Raw genomic sequence first — 16,185 nt, forward strand, 5'->3', positions numbered from 1 at the left:
AGGGCTGCAGAGCAAAGGCGGTGGCGGAGCATCTGCCACCCCGCGCCGGGCGAGCCGACCTGATCGACGCCAGATCGCCGAGGTGGCGGTCAATGCGGGGAACTGGAGTCGATCAAGGGCTGGAATCCGGAAGTCCCCGGTCGGTCCGCTCTCGCGCGTCCTGTCCGTGCGGTGGCACACTGCGCCCTATGGGCGACGCGACGGGTACCCGCCATCTGCTCCTGCTGCACGGCATGGGTGCCACCGGTGAGGTGTGGCTGCCCTGGGCGCCGCTGCTGGAGCGCCACTGGGCGGGGCGCTGGCTCGCCCCCGACCTGGCCGGCCACGGCTGGTCGCCGCCGCTGCCGGCGTACTCCTTCGAGGCCCTGGCCCGGCGGGTGGTGGAGGGGCTCGGCCCGGTGGCCGAGCGACTCGGCCCGCGCGACCGGCTCGTGCTGCTCGGGCACTCGCTCGGCGGGGTGGTGGCGCTGGCGCTGGCCGCCCGGTCGCGGCGCCTGCCGGTCGACGCGGTGGTCGGGCTCGGCATCAAGGCCGTCTGGTCCCCGGCCGACCTGGAGAAGGCCCGCGAGCTGGCCGCCCGCCCGGTGACCTGGTTCGCGACCCGGGACGAGGCGGCCCGCCGCTACCTGCGGGTCTCCGGGCTGGCCGGGCTGTTCGCCCCCGATCACCCGGTGGTGGAGGCGGGGCTGCGCCGCGAGGACGGCCGCTGGCGGTTGGCCATGGATCCGGCCGCCTTCGCGGTGGGAGAGCCCCGGCTGCCCGCGCTGCTCGCCTCGACCGACGTCCCGGTGCTGCTGGCCCGGGGCGAGCAGGACCCGATGGTGAGCGACGCGCAGCTCAAGGAGCTGGGCGTGCCGGTCGCCACCCTGCCGGGGCTGGGCCACAACGCGCACGTCGAGGATCCGGAGGCGGTGCTCGCCCTCCTGGACCCGTACCTCTGAGCGCCGGTCAGGCGGTGGGGGAGAGCGGCGAGCCTTCGCGCGGGGCCGGCGCGGTCCAGTCCGGTGCGAGCTGCCGGCGGGCCGCGTCGAGGAACACCTCGGCGTACGACTCGGCCGGGAAGTCGCCCAGGTAGCGGGCCCGGGTGGCCCAGCGCGCCGCCGCCTTCGGGTCGGTGTCGAGCAGCTCGGTCAGCACCTCGTCCACGTTGGACATGTCCCGGCGCAGCACGTAGCCGGAGCCGGCCAGCGGGAACCGCTCGACGAAGTGTTCCCCGTCGACGCCCATGTCGGTGACCGCGTACGGCTTGCCGGAGTAGAGCCAGTCGGAGATCACCCCGGAGACGTCCGAGACCAGCGCGTCGGCGCGGTTGACGCACTCGGTCAGGGTCAGCTCCCGGCCGGCCGCCGCGCCCCACAGGTGCGCCCGGCCGGTCTTCGCCCGGTCGGCGGCGAGCAGGTCGGTGAGCCGGGCGAGCTGCCGGGCCGAGGCCGGGTTCTGCGCGGTGTACGGGTGGGCCCGCAGGATCACCGTCGCCCCCCGGTCGAGCAGCCGGCGGATCAGCGTCTCGGCCACCGGCAGCGAGCAGTAGTCGGCGTCGGCGTGGTGCCCCGTCCAGGTGGGGGTGTAGAGCACCGTCGGGTGGGCCCGGCCGGCGGTCGCCTCCCGGCGTACCTCGATGGTCTCCACCTGGGGACGGCCGACCACGACGAACTTCTCGGCGGGGATCTCCACGCCGGCCCGGGCGTACCGTTCGATGGCCGCCGGACCGGCCACGAAGATCTTGTCGAAGATCGCCGAGACCGGGTTGGCGCTGGGCGCCTTGTCGCTGTCGCCGTGGTGCAACTGCACGTGGGTGAGCTGCGAGAACCGGATGCAGTGGCTGTTCTTCGCGCCGTGGTTGACGTAGAAGGCCGTCCGCAGGCTCGGCACCAGCGCCTCGTCCATGGTCTTCAGCGTGGGGCAGAAGACCACCGGCGCGCGGGTCGCGGCGGCCACGGCGGGCAGGAATTCCGGCTCGCGCAGCAGCACCATGAAGGGCCGGCCGATCCGCTCCAGGTAGGGCAGCCACATGGTGACCTGGTACTCGGAGCCGGGTGGTGCGGAGAAGTAGAGCAGGAACTCGGGTTGGTGCCGGCGCAGCGCCCGGCCCACCGGGCCGCCGCCGGCCGGCGGCCGGAACCGGCGCCGGGCCAGGTCGAGGCCGACCGCGCCGCTGCCCGCCCCGACCAGCAGGGCGGCCACCAGGGCCATCCAGGCGGGCAGGGCCAGGGCGGCGGCGAGCGCCACCAGGGCGAGCAGCACGAGCAGCGCGTCGCCGAGCCGGGCGGCGACCAGCGGGGTCCAGGACCGGACCGGCAGGTTGGCCGCCCGGATCTCCAGGGCGCCGGCGTCGCGCAGCGGCCCGACCAGCAGTACGAGGCCGAGCAGGACGAGTGCGGTGGCGGCCAGCGCCGGGTCGAAGCCGGCGTCCAGCCGGCGGGTGTAGCCGACCAGGATGCCGGCGGCGACCAGCACCGACTCGGCGAGGCCGTCGGCGGTCGGTCGGACCCGGCGCTCCCAGGCGCCGGCGGCGAGGGCGGCGACGGCGACCGCGAGCCCCCAGCCGGTGGCCCCGGTGAGGGCCACGAGGAGGAAGGCCAGCACCGCCAGCCCGGTGGTCAGCACCCGGGCGAGCAGCTTCCGGACCAGGTCACCACGCATCTGGCTCGTCCCGTCCCGCGGCTCAGGCGTCGACGCCGGTGGGCAGTTCCGACGACTCCAGCTCGGCGCGTCTGGCGCCGCGCTGCGACCTGGAGCCGTCGTCCGCGTCGCGCGCGCCGGGCTGGGCGGGCACCGCGGCGACCGGTTCGCCGGGTGCCCGGCGGACGTCGATCACCTGACCGGTCAGCTCGGAGAGCAGCACGTCCAGGGAGGCCTGGGCGACCGCCTCGGCGGAGAGCAGCGTGTGCTCGGGCTCCTCGCCGAACGCCTTCGTGCGCATCGGGGTGGCGGTGCGCTCCGGGTTGACGCAGTTGACCCGTACGCCGAACTCGGCCCACTCGTCGGCGAGCGCCTGGGTCAGGTTGACAAGCGCGGCCTTGGTGGCCGAGTAGAGCGCGTAGCGCGCCCGGCCCCGGGTGTAGGAGCTGGAGGTGTAGAGCAGCAGCTGGCCCTTGGTCTGCTGGAGGAACGGCAGGGACTGCCGGGCGATGGTGACCGGGCCGACGAAGTTGACGTGCAGGAGACGGTCCATCGTCTCCTCGTCCATCTCCGCCAGCGCGCCCTTCTCCAGGATCCCGGCGGTGACCACCACGTGGTCGATCCGCCCGGTCGCCTCGAAGGCCGTCTTCAGCGCGGCGGACACGTCCTCGGCCCGCTCCACGTGCGTGCCGGTGGTGGAGCGGCTGAACGGGAAGACCTGGGCGCCGTAGCGGCGGGCCAGCTCGGTGAGGTCGTGGCCGATGCCGTAGCTGCCACCGAAGACCACGATGGTCCGGCCGGCCAGCTCCTCGGTGTAGCTGCGGTGGTCGCTGACCTTGGGCACCTGCGCGGCGGCGAGCTGGAACAGCTTGTCCGCCAGGTGCACGTCGACCGGGTGGGTGACCTTGATGTTCTCGTCCGAGCCGTCGATCACCTTGATCGGCGTGCCGGGCAGGTAGCGCAGCACCACGCCGCAGTCGTCGGTGGCGGCGAAGTCCGGGTCGCCCTCGGCCCGCCGGTACGCCTCGCGGATGGTGCCGGAGCGGAACGCCTGCGGGGTCTGGCCGCGGCGCAGGGTGGCGCGGACCGGGATGTCGGTGATGCAGTCGTCCTGGTCGACCTGGATGATCGTGTCGGCGGACGGGATGGCCACGTCCACCGCCGAGTAGGTCCAGAGCGCGTTCACGCACTCGCGCACGATGCGGGCGCTGACCAGCGGCCGCACCGCGTCGTGGAAGAGGATGTTGACGTCGCCCTCGCCGACGGCGTCCAGGGCGATCCGGGTCGTGTCGTTGCGGGTGTCGCCGCCCTCGATCACCTTGGTGACCTTGCGGAACCCGGCGCCGGCGACGATCCGCTCGGCGTCGGGCACGTGGCCGGCGGCCATCAGCACGATGATCTCGTCGATCTCCGGCGCGGCCTCGAACACCGCCAGGGTGTGCTCGATGATCGGCTTGCCGGCGATCTTCAGCAGCTGCTTCGGGATGCCCAGCCCGAGACGCGTCCCGGTCCCCCCGGCGAGGATCACGGCCACGGTCCGCGAGGGGCGCCAGGGTGCCGGGCTGGCCGGCGCGGCGTCCGGTGCGGGGGTGCGGTCGTGCGTCATTGCCGTTCCTCACTTCTGCGGGGTGGATGGGGTTTTTGTGGGTCGGTGACCGGGTGGTGAATTTTGGTCGGCGTCGAGGAAAACCTTAACGCGGACGACGGAGCGCACCGACCCGGGCGAGCCCGGGGCCGGTGCGCTCCGCACGTCTACTTCTGGTTCTCGTAGGCGTCGCAGACCTCCTTGGTGGGGCCGTCCATCCGCAGGACGCCCCCCTCCAGCCAGATCGTCCGCTCGCAGGTGTCCCGGATCGATCCGATGGAGTGGCTGACCAGGAAGACCGTGCCGGCGCTCTCCCGCAGCTCGCGCACCCGCTGCTCGCTGCGGGCCCGGAACTTGCGGTCACCGGTCGCCAGCGCCTCGTCGATGAGCAGCACGTCGTGCTTCTTGGCGGCCGCGATGGCGAAGCGCAGCCGCGCGCCCATGCCGGACGAGTAGGTGCGCATCGGCAGCGAGGCGAAGTCGCCGCGCTCGTTGATGCCGGAGAACTCGATGATCTCCGGCGCCAGCCGCTTGACCTCCTCCGGCGGCATGCCCATGGCCAGGCAGCCGAGCACCACGTTGCGCTCGCCGGAGAGGTCGTTGAGCAGGGCCGCGTTCACGCCGAGCAGCGACGGCTGGCCCTGGGTGTAGACCGCGCCCCGGGCCGGCGGGAGCAGCCCGGCGATGGTCCGCAGCAGGGTCGACTTGCCGGAGCCGTTGCTGCCGATCAGGCCGATCGCCTCGCCCTGGTACGCGGTGAAGCTCACGCCCTTGACCGCGTGCACCTCACGGATGTTCGGCGCGTTGGTCCGGGACACGATCCGCTTGAGCGCGGAGACCGGGGTGGTGCCACCGGTGGCGCCCTTGTGGATCCGGTAGATCACGTGCACGTCGTCCACCACCACGGTGGGGATGCGCCCCGAGTCCACCACGGCGGTGCTGCCCGCCGGCTGCGTCAGGTCAGCCACGGCCGTACTCCTCTTCTCCGCGCCAGAAGTAGACGAACCCACCGAGTCCGGCGACCACCGCCCAGGCGACGGCCAGGGTCCACAGCCGCAGCGGCGAGGACGCGATGTGCTCGGGGTGAGCCGAGTCGAGCAGCGCGTACCGGGCCAGCTCGATGTAGACCAGGATCGGGTTGCACTCGAGGATGGTCGCCGCCCAGCCCGGGAGCCGCTCCGCGAAGAGCGTGACGCTGTAGAGCACGCCGGACGCGTACAGCCAGGTCCGCATCACGAAGGGCATGACCTGCTTGAGGTCGGTGATCTTCGAGCCGAGCCGGGCCATCACCATGGTCAGCCCGATGTTGAAGATCGTCTGGAGCGCCAGCGTCGGCACGAGGAGCAGCCAGCGCAGGGTCAGCGGCTCGCCCGTCAGCAGCACGATGCCCGCCAGCACCACCATCGACATGAGCAGCTGCTGGAGCTGCACCAGGGTGACCGTGATCGGCAGCGCGGCCCGGGGGAACTGGAGGGCCCGGATGAGTCCCAGGTTGCCGGTGATCGCGCTGGTGCCGTTCTGCACCGCGGTCTGGGTGAACAGGAAGATGAACACGCCGGTGCAGAGGTACGCGATGAAGTTCGGCACGTTCTTGTTCTGCGAGATGATCACGCCGAAGATCAGGTAGTAGACCGCCGCGTTGGTGAGCGGGGTCAGCACCTGCCAGAGCTGCCCGAGCTGGGTGTTGCTGAACGAGGAGGCGACCTTCGCCCGCGAGTACGCGGTCATGAAGTGTCGGTACGCCCACAGTCGGCGGGCGTACTCGGCCAGGGGTGGGCGTTCCCCGGCGACCCGCAGCCCGTACCGCTGGGCCAGCTGGGCCCGGGTCAGCCCGGATTCGGGGTCGGCCACCGCGGTGTTGGCCATGGTCAGGCGCTCCGATCTTTTGTGCTGATGGGGAGCAGGGAGATGTGTCGCGGCGTTGAAATCTAGCGTGGCCGGGCGGGGAGGGTGCCTCGCTGCTGCGTGGAAGGTAGTCCAAAACACGTCGGGACGCAACCGTACCGTCGTTGCGCTACATTGTCCCACGTGACGACCGAGAAGAGGCGTGCCCCGGCCGGCGCGGCGGTGCTGCGCGGGGAGATCACCAGTGCCATCCGCGCCGCCGTGATGCAGGAGTTGGCCGAGGTCGGCTACGGCCGCCTCTCCATCGAGGCGGTGGCCCGCCGGGCCGGGGTCAGCAAGACCGCGATCTACCGCCGGTGGCGGTCGAAGCTCGACCTCGTGCTGGACATGGTCTCGGCGGCGGCCGGGCGCAACCTGCCGCTGCTCGACACCGGGAGCCTCCTGGGCGACCTGGAGATCCTGCTCCACGTGATGGCCCGCGCGCTGCGGCACCGGCTGGCCTCGCAGATCATCCCGGACCTGCTGGCCGAGGCGGCCCGCAACCCGCAGATCGCGGAGAAGCTCCAGGCCGCCCTGGACGACTACCAGCAGGCGGTCGGCCGGATCCTGATCGGCCGGGCGGTCGAGCGGGGGGAGCTCTCCCCGGACACCGACCGGCGCGCCGCCGTGGACCTCATCGTCGGTCCGGTCTACTGGCGCCTGGCCATCTCCCGGGCGCCGCTGGAGCTCGAGGAGGTGCCCCGACTGGCCTCCGCGATCGTCGCGGCCCTCCGGGTAGCATGCTTGGGGCCTGTCCGCGACGAGGTGGAAGTCTGACCCCCGATGCCCGGCCGCGGCGTGCCGGTCGATCATGAACATCAGGAAACACCTGGTCGGACAAAGGTTGCGATCGGGTTGTTTCCAGCAGCAACCGCTACCATTCCCCCAAACTGTCCCCCGAAGTGAGAACCGTGTCGACAGGAGGAAGCCCCATGGTCGGGCCGCACCCAGAGTTCATTCCCCCAGCACGACCGATCATCGGTGAGGCCGAGATCGAGGCGGCTGTCCGGGTGCTGCGGAGCGGCCGGGTCGTGCAGGGCCCCGAGGTCGCGGCGTTCGAGGAGGAGTTCGGCGACCTGGTCGCCGGCCGGCACTGCGTCGCCGTCAACTCCGGCACGTCCGCGCTCCAGCTCACCCTGATGGCGCTCGGCTTCGGCCCGGGTGACGAGGTCATCGTGCCCTCGTTCTCCTTCGCCGCCAGCGCCAACGCCGTCCGGCTGGTCGGCGCCGAGCCGGTCTTCGTGGACATCGAGCCGGGCAGCTTCTGCGTCGACCCGCAGGCGGTCGCCGCCGCGGTCACCCCGCGCACCGTCGCCATCATGCCGGTCCACCTCTACGGCCACCCGGCCGCCATGGACCAGATCATGGCGATCGCCGAGCGGCACGGCCTCGCCGTGGTGGAGGACGCCGCCCAGGCGCACGGCGCGACCCTGCACGGCACCCCGGTCGGCGCCTTCGGCACCGCCGGCTGCTTCAGCTTCTACCCCACGAAGAACATGCACGCCCTGGAGGGCGGCATGGTCACCACCGCCGACGCCGAGCTGGCCCGCACCCTGCGGCTGCTGCGCAACCAGGGCATGGAGCAGCGGTACGCCAACGAGATCGTCGGCGCCAACATGCGGATGACCGACGTGGCCGCCGCGATCGGCCGGGTGCAGCTCACCCAGCTCGCCGAGTGGACCGAGCAGCGGCGGGCCAACGCCAAGTTCCTCGACTCGAAGATCACCGGGATGGTCACCCCGCCCGTGGCGGACGCCGCCAAGCACGTCTACCACCAGTACACGGTGCGGGTGCAGGGCAACCGGGACGCGGCCATGGCCCGCCTCACCGAGCTGGGCATCGGCAACGCGGTCTACTACCCGACCCCGATCCACCGGCTCAAGCCCTACCTGGACGCCGACGGCAAGCCGGGCCCGTGGGACCTGCCGGAGACCGAGCGGGCCGCCGCCGAGGTCGTCTCGCTGCCGGTGCACCCGTCGCTGAGCCCGGCCGACCTGGAGCGGATCGCCGAGGGCGCGAACCTCGCCGGGGGTGCCCGGTGAGCCAGAGCCGCAAGCTGCGCGCCGGCCTGATCGGCCTGGGCGCCATGGGCCGCAACCACGCCCGGGTGCTGTCCAACCTGGACGGCGTCGAGCTGGTCGGCGTGGTCGACCCGGCCGGCGACGTGACCGGCACGCTCCGCGCCCCGGTGGTGCCCGAGCTGAGCGACCTGCTGGCCATGGGCATCGACTACGCGGTGGTCGCCTGCCCGACCGCGCTGCACGAGCGGATCGGTCTGGAACTGGCCGCCAACGGCGTCTGCGCGCTGATCGAGAAGCCGCTGGCCCAGTCCGTCGAGGCCGCCACCACGCTGGTCGAGGCGTTCGAGTCCGCCGGCCTGGTGGCCGGCGTCGGGCACATCGAGCGCTACAACCCGGCGCTGCAGAGCCTGCGTACCCGGCTGGAGGCCGGCGAGCTGGGCGAGGTCTTCCAGGTCGTCACCCGGCGCCAGGGCCCGTTCCCGCACCGGATCGCCGACGTCGGCGTGGTCATGGACCTGGCCACACACGACATCGACCTGACCGCCTGGGTCACCGGCCGGGAATACACCTCGGTGTCGGCCCGGACGGTCTCCCGCAGCGGCCGGCTGCACGAGGACATGGTCGCCGTGGTCGGCCAGCTCTCCGACGGCACGATGGTCAACCACCTGGTCAACTGGCTGAGCCCGCTCAAGGAGCGGTCCACCGTGGTCACCGGTGACAAGGGCTGCTTCGTCGCCGACACCCTCACCGCCGACCTGACCTTCTACGCCAACGCCGCCATCGACACCGAGTGGGAGGCGCTGCGCGCGTTCCGCGGCGTGGCCGAGGGCGACATGGTCCGGTACGCGATCCCGAAGCGGGAGCCGCTGCTGGTCGAGCACGAGCGCTTCCGCGACGCCGTCGAGGGCAAGCAGAGCGACATCGTCACGCTGCGGCAGGGCTTGCGTACCGTGCAGGTCGCCGCGGGGCTGCTCGAGTCCGCGTCCGACGGCAAGGTGGTGTCGGTCGCGGCGAGCGGCAGCGACGTGGAGTCGGCACTGCGATGAGCCCCGCGCCGGTGCGGCGGACGGTCTCCGCGGTGGGGCGGCGGATTCCCCGGCGGTGGCGCATCGCGCTCCGCCGGGCCGCCGCCGGCGACCGGCCCTGGGAAACCCCCTCGGTACGCGAGGTCTGCGAGCTGCCCGCCACCACGCCGTTGCTGGTGCACGCGGGCGGGGTCGCGGACGACCGGGCGCTGGAGGGTGTCATCGACGCCCTGGCCCGGTTGCCCGAGTTCCACCTGGCCCTGGTCCGTGCCGACGCGGAGCAGGCGGCCGTGCGGGAGCTGGTACGCCGCGCCGGCAAGGCGGGACGTCGGGTGCACGAGGTGCCCCGACCTCGCCGGCTGACGCCCGACTTCCTCGCCTCGGCGGATCTGGCCGTGCTCGGGTTCGCCGAGGCCGGGGGCGACGCGCCGCTGGTGCCCGGCGTGCTGGACGTGTACCTGGCGGCCGGGCTGCCGATCGTGGCGGGCAACACCCGGGCGGTGCGGGAGCACCTGGCCCGCCACCGCACCGGCGAGCTCTTCGTCCCGGGCTCGGTTCCCTCCTTCGCGAAGGCCGCCCAGCGGGCGTGGGCGCGCGCGAACGGCGAGACGCACGAGACGGACCGGACGGACGAGGCGCCGCCGGTCGCTCCGGTCGAGGCCGGCACGCCGGGCCCCTGGCGGGCGCTCGGCGCGGGGCCGGTGCGACTCGGCCTGGGCACCGCCAACTACGCCGGTCAGCTCTCCGCCCTGGCGGTCGCGATCAGCACGGCCCGCCCGGACGTCGGCATAGAGCTGGTGGTCGCCAAGCCGCCGGCCACCTTCCGGCACCCCGCCGACCGCTACCTCCACTTCCCGGCCGAGCACCAGTTGGACGTGCAACTGGAGCGCATCCGCCGGGTGCTCGGCGGGTACACCCACCTGATCGTCGACGCCTTCCGCCCGGTGCTCGGCCGGGTCAACGGGGACGACATCGCGGCCGACCTGCCCGCCCTGCGCCGGGCCCGGATCAAGGTCGCGCTGCTGGCCCACGGCAGCGAGATCCGCCATCCCGGCGCACACCTGGAACGGCACGCCGAATCCGCCTTCCGGGACGCCCCGGAGGACCTCCGGGAGCGGCTCACCACGGTGGCCGAGCGGAACCGGCGTACCGCCGAGGAGAGCGGCCTGCCGCTCTTCGTGACCACCCCCGACCTGCTGGACGACGTGCCCTTCGCCACCTGGGCGCCGCTGGTGGTCGACGTGGACGGGTGGGCCTGCGACCGGCCGGTGCTGGAACGGTCCCGGCCCGTGGTGCTGCACGCCCCGTCCAACCGCTGGACCAAGGGCACCGACCGGCTGCTGCCCGCGTTGCAGGACCTGCACGACCGGCGGATCATCGAGTTGCGACTGGTGGAGGGCCTGCCGTACAGCGAGATGCGCCGCCTCGTGCAGGACGCCGACATCGTCGTCGACCAGCTCGTGATGGGCACGTACGGCACCTTCTCCTGCGAGGGGATGGCCGCCGGGAAGGTGGTGGTGGCCTACCTCAGCGAGGGAGCGCACCGCGCGGTCGGCGTACGACCACCGATCGCGAACGCCACGCCCACCACCCTGGTCAAGACGATCGAATCGCTGCTGGACGACCGGCCCGCGGCGACCGCCCTCGCCGCCGAGGGGCCCGGCTACGTCCGTGCGAACCATGACGGCAGGCGTACCGCCGAGGTCTTCGACGCCTTCCTCCGGTGACCGGCTCCGGCCGTCCGGAGGACCGGCGACCGGGATCCGGGCCGCCCCTGCCACACCCCGTCAACGAGGAGAAGCACCCCATGCGAGCTGTCCCCCGTACCGACGCCCGACCGACCCGGGGGCGGGTGGTGATGCTGGTCGACAACGGGGTCCACGGTGACTCCCGGGTGCAGAAGGCGGCCCGGTCGGCCGCCGAGGCCGGCTGGGAGGTGATCCTGGTCGGCATCCTGAAGGGCGCCGCCGCGGAGGAGAACTGGCGGATCGGCGACGCCGAGGTGCGCCTGATCAGGGTGCCCCGGCGGCTCCCGCACCCGGTCACCTACCGCCGTGCCCTGCTGCGCCGTCCGCTGGCCTACAAGCCGGGGCCCGAGTCGAAGCGGAAGCTCAACAAGCTCAAGGCCCGGCGGGACGATCTCAACTTCCGGCTCTCCGAGATCAAGGTCGCGCGGCGCGAGGGCGGCCCGCGCTGGGCGGAGCTGGCCGGCAAGGCGCGGCTGGCCACGCCGTACTTCGTCAACAAGGCGATGTTCCAGTGGGTCAAGCTCCGCTCCCGGGAGCTGAAGCGCCTCCAGGAGCACCAGCAGGACCCGAACTCCCGGCTCGACCGGGCCGCCCTGCGGTTCTGGCAGGGCCTCCAGGGTGACCGGGCCTGGCGGCGCCTCGACCCGGAGCTGTGGGACTTCGAGCTGGCCTTCGCCCCGGTCGTGGACGAGCTGGCGCCCGACCTCATCCACGCGCACGACTTCCGGATGCTCGGCGTCGGGGCGCGCGCCGTCATGCGGGCCCGGGCGGGTGGCCGGGACGTCAAGCTGGTCTGGGATGCCCACGAGTTCGTACCGGGCATCATCGGCCGGCCCACGAACCTGCGCTGGCTGCCCGCCCAGATCGCCTACGTGCGCGAGCACGCGCCGTACGCCGATGCGGTCATCACGGTCTCCTCGACCCTGGCCGACCTGCTTCGCGAGACGCACGACCTGCCCGAGCAGCCGGGCGTGGTGTTGAACGCCCCGCCCGCCGCGCTCACCCCGGAGCAGCGGGCCGTGCCGGTGCCGGACATCCGGGCGCTCTGCGGCATCGACGCGGCCACGCCACTGCTGGTCTACTGCGGCGGCATCAACCCGTCGCGCGGGGTGGACATCATGATCCGGGGGCTGACGCGGATGCCCGACGCGCACGTCGCGCTGGTGTCGCTGCACCCGAACGGCAAGGTGCCGATCATGTACGAGCTGGAGGAGCTCGCCGCCGAACTGGGCGTGGCCGACCGGGTGCACCTGCTGCCGTACGTGCCGCACTGGCAGGTGTCCGCCTTCGTGGCCCCCGCCGACCTCGGCGTCATCCCGATCCACCACAAGCCGAACCACGAGATCGCGCTGATCACCAAGTTCTTCGAGTACGCCCACGGTCGCCTGCCCATGGTGGTGAGCGACGTCAAGACGATGGCAGAGGCGACCCGGGCCACCGGCCAGGGCGAGGTGTTCCGGGCGGAGGACCTGGACGACTACCTGCGCGCCGTGCGGGCGGTCCTGGAGGACCCGCAGCGGTACCGCGCCGCGTACGACCGGCCGGGCGTGCTGGAGCAGTGGACCTGGGAGGCGCAGGCCCGGGTGATGGACGAGGTCTACACCCGGCTGCTGCCGAACTACCCGAAGGCGGTCACCTCGACGGATGCCGCCCCGACCGTGCCGGCACAGCGATCGGCGGTGCCGGTCCGCTGACCCGCGCTCACGAGAAGGGGCCCGGCCGATCGGCCGGGCCCCTTCTCGTTCGCCTGCGCTCCGTCGCGCGGTTTCAGTCGTCCAGCAGCAGCCGGTCGTACCCGGACTGGGTGACGGTCCAGTCCCACGTCTTCAGGACGTGCTCGGACGCGGCCCGCCCGGCCTCCGCCCACCGCTCCTCGGTGGCCGTCGCGGCCAGGATCCGCTCCGCGGCCTCCTCGGGGGTGGCGACCACCCAGTCGGCGGGGAAGAGGGTACGGGCGCCGTGCGGCTTCCCGGCGAAGAACGGCCAGTCCCGGACCACCGGCACCGCCCCGCTGGCGGCACCCTCCACCAGGCCGCAGTGGAAGCTCTCCCGCACCGAGGCGCTGAGGATGACCCCCACCTCCTGGAGCGCGGCCGGGACGTCGTCGGTCTGCCCGTACCGCCGGACCGCGCCGAGCGGCTCCAGCTCGGCCAGGTCCTGGCTGAGCAGCTTGCCGTAGTCCTTGGCCGGCTTGCTGGTGCGGTTGTTGAAGTCGCTGCCGATGAGGGTGAGCCGGTAGCGCTCGTCGCGCTCGCGCAGCTTCCGCAGCACCTCGATCGCCCAGCGCGGGTCCTTCGCCACCGAGCTGAACCCGACCATGCCCAGGGTGAACCGGGCGTCCGCCGGCTTCGAGCGGGGGTACCGCTGCAGGTCCATGGCGTTGTCGATGACCCAGAGCCGGGGGCCGTCGGCCTCGGTGAGCTGGGGCAGCACCGCGGTGGACAGGTCCTTCAGGTGCTCGGAGACGAAGACGACGTCGTCGACCCGGGAGAAGTCCACCAGGTGCGGCCAGAAGTTGAAGGCCTCGAAGCTGTGCAGCCGCACGATGATCCGGGCGGTGCCCGGGTCGTGCAGCGTGAACAGCGCGGCGGTGGCCTGGCACCAGTCGACGAAGACGGTGTCCGCCCAGTCCAGGTGCGGTCGCAGCCACTCCTCGATCTTGGCGCCGTACGGCGACTCGCCGGCCAGCAGGTGCTCCATCACGGCGCTGCCGCTCAGGGCCAGCGGACGGGTCACCGGGTCGTCGTAGAGATCCAGGAACCGGACCTCGACGTTGGGCATCGCCCGGTAGCGCTCCAGGATCTCCTGCAGGAAGTTGTCGTTGATCAGCGTGGTGACCAGCAGGCGCAGCGGCCGGTCGGTGGGCACCGGCGCGGCCGGGGCGAGCCGCCCCCGCTTCGCGGACAGCTTCCGGGCCGCGGTGCTCTCCCGGAACGGCGTCAGGAACGCCCCCGGGTCCTCGCTCATCGGCGAGGAGAGCCGGTCGAAGTGCAGCACCCGGTTGGAGGCCAGGCTCCACGCCCTCGACACCGCCGCGGCGGCCTTCTTGCTGTCCCGGGCGAGCAGGCCGTCCGCCACCGCGAGCTGGGCCCGGATCGCGTCGTGCAGGCCGGTCGGCACGCGGCCGAGGGCCAGCTCCGCCTGCGCCGCCTTGGTCAGCACGTCCGCGCGGGTGCCGGCGCTGTTGATCCGGTTCACCGCGGCGGAGGCGGCGCGGGCGGCGACGGCCGGGCGGCCGGCCTTCACCGCGCTGTCGTGCAGCCGGACGGCGAGCTTGCTGCGGAACCGGTCCGGTACGCGCGGAGCCGCCACGGCACGGGTCCAGAACCAGGCGCCCGCCGGGTTGCTCATGACCGTCTGGCCGGTGGCCTTCTGCAGGGTGGTCCGGACGGTCTGGACCGCCGCCCGCCGGGCCCCCCGGGCGCCGATGCCCGCGGCCGCCACCACCTGGCGCTCCAGACGCCGGCCCACCGACTCGGTCCGCCGTGCGTCGAGCGCCTTCTGCGCCGGCACGAGCCCGTAGTACGCGCCGGCCCGGGTGTTGCGCTGGGCCATCTCCCACACGGCGTGCACCGCCCGGGCGTCGAGCGCCACCAGCAGGTCCGCCGTCCGGTACCGCTGCCGCAGCCAGGCGTTGCGCCGGGCGTGCAGCCACACCTTTCGGTTGGCCGGCGCGCGGCCGAGGGCCCGGCGGAGCCGGGCGTCCCGCTTCTCCCCGGGTACGGCGAAGGTGCGCACCTCCGCCAGCGCCGGGTCGATCGGCAGGTCCGCGCTGTCGAAGAGGCACGCCACGGTGACCCGGGCCCCCCGACTGCGGAAGCGCTCCAGCGCCTCGATCAGGACGGCCGGCTGCTTCGGCGCGGTGGCGGCCACGATGAGCACGGTGGTCACGGCTGGAGATCCTCCGTCGAAGCGGTCGCGGCCGGGGCGGAATCGCCGGCCGTGGTCGGCCGGACGAGCTCGGTGAGGTGTCGGACGGCGGGGCCGAGCACGGCCGGTCGGGCGAACCGGCGGGCGAGCTCGCGCGCCGCCCTCCGGTCGGCGTCGGTCGCCTTCAGGGCCATCCGGGCCGCCTCGCTGAAGGAGTTGGCGAGCCGGCGCGGGTCCAGGCCGACCGCCCCGGTCCACAGCGGATGCCCGGCCAGGATGTTCGTCGCGTCGTGGTCGACGTCGTGGGCGGAGAGCACCGGCAGACCGGTGGCCATGAACTCGTACACCTTGCCCGAGGTGACGAAACGGCCGCCGACCAGCATCAGAACCAGGGCGTCCCACGAGCCGTAGGTCGCCGCCAGGTCGGCCTTCGGCACCGGGCCGCCGAAGCTGACCCCGTCGACCGCGGCCTCCTTGAGCAGGTCCATGTGGCGGTTGGCCTCGCGGGCCGGACCGGCGCCGATGTGGCCGCGCACCTCGAACCGGGAACCGGCCACCACCGGGTCGTCCCGCCGGGCGATCCGCCAGCCGTCGAGCACCGACTCGAGGAAGGCGGGCGTGAAGTTGACCGAGCCGAGATAGCCGAAGGTGAGCCCGGCTGCCGGGCCCAGCGACCGGCCCGTGACGTCGGGCAGGCTGTCCTCGTCGTAGCCGTTGCGCACGACGTGCACCCGGTCGGCGAGGTGCGGGTAGCGCTCCCGGTAGAAGCCGGCGATCGGGTCGTTGACGCACCAGACCGCGACGGCGTGCTCGAGGACCTTGGACTCCCAGCGGCCGGAGACCGAGTCCCGGGTGAACGCCTCACCGCCGCCGATCACGTCCAGCGACCAGCCGTCCCGGAAGTCGATCGCGTAGGGGACCTTGTGCTCCTCCCACAGCTTCCAGGTGGCGGCCAGGTTCACGTACGGAGCGCAGGAGGCGAGCAGCAGGTCGGCGGGGTGCTCACGGTGCACCCGCAGGACCGCCGCCTCCAGCTCGTGCCGCCAGCCGCCGAAGACCGGCTCGGGGAAGACCTTCTGCTCGCGCTGGCGCAGCCGCTTGATCCATCCCGCCGGGTCGAGCGAGCGCTCCTCGGAGAAGGCGCGGATGTCGGTCTCCAGGTCCTCCCGGATCAGCGGCAGCTCGACCACCTTGACCCGCGGGTCGACCTTCTCGGAGAGGGTGTGGTCGAGGCCGTACTCCCGTTCCCACGCCTCCTGGCAGATGGTGATGACGGTGATGTCCCAGCCCATGGCGACGAACTGGTTCGCCGTCTCGCGCAGCCGGTACGCGCTGCTCTTGGCCGCGGGCGGAAAGCCGATCGCCAGGTAGATGGCGTGCGGCCGCGGCCCGCCGCCGGACCGGGGGAGGGGGACAACTCGGTTGCTCAT

Annotated in this window: 12 protein-coding genes; 6 read left to right on the forward strand and 6 right to left on the reverse strand. The window is 73.0% G+C overall.

Annotated elements, in window-relative coordinates; all coding sequences use genetic code 11:
- Positions 1-188 precede the first annotated feature (188 nt).
- Positions 189-941 carry an alpha/beta fold hydrolase gene (locus ACW0Q9_RS07430; RefSeq protein ID WP_456179200.1) on the forward strand — a complete coding sequence of 251 codons (753 nt, stop codon included), beginning with the start codon at positions 189-191 and terminating at the stop codon, positions 939-941.
- A gap of 7 nt (positions 942-948) precedes the next feature.
- Here the strand turns inward: ACW0Q9_RS07430 and ACW0Q9_RS07435 are convergent, their stop codons facing one another.
- The 4 genes from ACW0Q9_RS07435 to ACW0Q9_RS07450 form a co-directional block, all read right to left on the reverse strand.
- Complete coding sequence (locus ACW0Q9_RS07435) at positions 949-2,643, reverse strand: CDP-glycerol glycerophosphotransferase family protein (protein WP_456179201.1); 1,695 nt, start codon at positions 2,641-2,643, stop codon at positions 949-951.
- 22 nt (positions 2,644-2,665) lie between these two features.
- Positions 2,666-4,228, reverse strand: a complete 1,563-nt coding sequence (locus tag ACW0Q9_RS07440) for a D-ribitol-5-phosphate cytidylyltransferase (protein WP_456179203.1) — start codon at positions 4,226-4,228, stop codon at positions 2,666-2,668.
- A gap of 146 nt (positions 4,229-4,374) precedes the next feature.
- The gene (locus tag ACW0Q9_RS07445) at positions 4,375-5,175 is read right to left on the reverse strand and encodes an ABC transporter ATP-binding protein (protein WP_456179205.1); all 801 of its coding nucleotides are present in this window, start codon (positions 5,173-5,175) and stop codon (positions 4,375-4,377) included.
- The gene (locus tag ACW0Q9_RS07450) at positions 5,168-6,073 is read right to left on the reverse strand and encodes an ABC transporter permease (protein ID WP_456179207.1); all 906 of its coding nucleotides are present in this window, start codon (positions 6,071-6,073) and stop codon (positions 5,168-5,170) included. The genes ACW0Q9_RS07445 and ACW0Q9_RS07450 overlap by 8 nt, the downstream gene beginning before the upstream one ends.
- Positions 6,074-6,235: 162 nt before the next feature.
- Between ACW0Q9_RS07450 and ACW0Q9_RS07455 the strand changes: the two genes are divergently transcribed.
- From ACW0Q9_RS07455 to ACW0Q9_RS07475, 5 genes are all read left to right on the forward strand, one after another.
- Positions 6,236-6,868, forward strand: a complete 633-nt coding sequence (locus ACW0Q9_RS07455; protein ID WP_456179209.1) for a TetR/AcrR family transcriptional regulator — start codon at positions 6,236-6,238, stop codon at positions 6,866-6,868.
- A gap of 155 nt (positions 6,869-7,023) precedes the next feature.
- The gene (locus ACW0Q9_RS07460; RefSeq protein ID WP_456179210.1) at positions 7,024-8,133 is read left to right on the forward strand and encodes a DegT/DnrJ/EryC1/StrS family aminotransferase; all 1,110 of its coding nucleotides are present in this window, start codon (positions 7,024-7,026) and stop codon (positions 8,131-8,133) included.
- A complete protein-coding gene (locus ACW0Q9_RS07465; RefSeq protein WP_456179212.1) occupies positions 8,130-9,158 on the forward strand; it encodes a Gfo/Idh/MocA family protein in 1,029 nt (342 codons plus the stop codon). The genes ACW0Q9_RS07460 and ACW0Q9_RS07465 overlap by 4 nt, the downstream gene beginning before the upstream one ends.
- Positions 9,155-10,864, forward strand: a complete 1,710-nt coding sequence (locus ACW0Q9_RS07470) for a glycosyltransferase (RefSeq protein ID WP_456179214.1) — start codon at positions 9,155-9,157, stop codon at positions 10,862-10,864. The genes ACW0Q9_RS07465 and ACW0Q9_RS07470 overlap by 4 nt, the downstream gene beginning before the upstream one ends.
- 80 nt (positions 10,865-10,944) lie before the next feature.
- On the forward strand, positions 10,945-12,579 hold the full coding sequence (locus ACW0Q9_RS07475; RefSeq protein WP_456179216.1) for a glycosyltransferase family 4 protein: 1,635 nt from the start codon (positions 10,945-10,947) through the stop codon (positions 12,577-12,579).
- Positions 12,580-12,652: 73 nt separating this feature from the next.
- Here ACW0Q9_RS07475 and ACW0Q9_RS07480 read toward each other — a convergent pair whose 3' ends face one another.
- Together ACW0Q9_RS07480 and ACW0Q9_RS07485 are read right to left on the reverse strand one after the other, a co-directional pair.
- The gene (locus ACW0Q9_RS07480; protein ID WP_456179217.1) at positions 12,653-14,776 is read right to left on the reverse strand and encodes a glycosyltransferase family 1 protein; all 2,124 of its coding nucleotides are present in this window, start codon (positions 14,774-14,776) and stop codon (positions 12,653-12,655) included.
- Positions 14,773-16,185, reverse strand: a complete 1,413-nt coding sequence (locus tag ACW0Q9_RS07485) for a glycosyl transferase (protein ID WP_456179218.1) — start codon at positions 16,183-16,185, stop codon at positions 14,773-14,775. The genes ACW0Q9_RS07480 and ACW0Q9_RS07485 overlap by 4 nt, the downstream gene beginning before the upstream one ends.

The organism is Micromonospora sp. I033 (genome assembly GCF_053890995.1).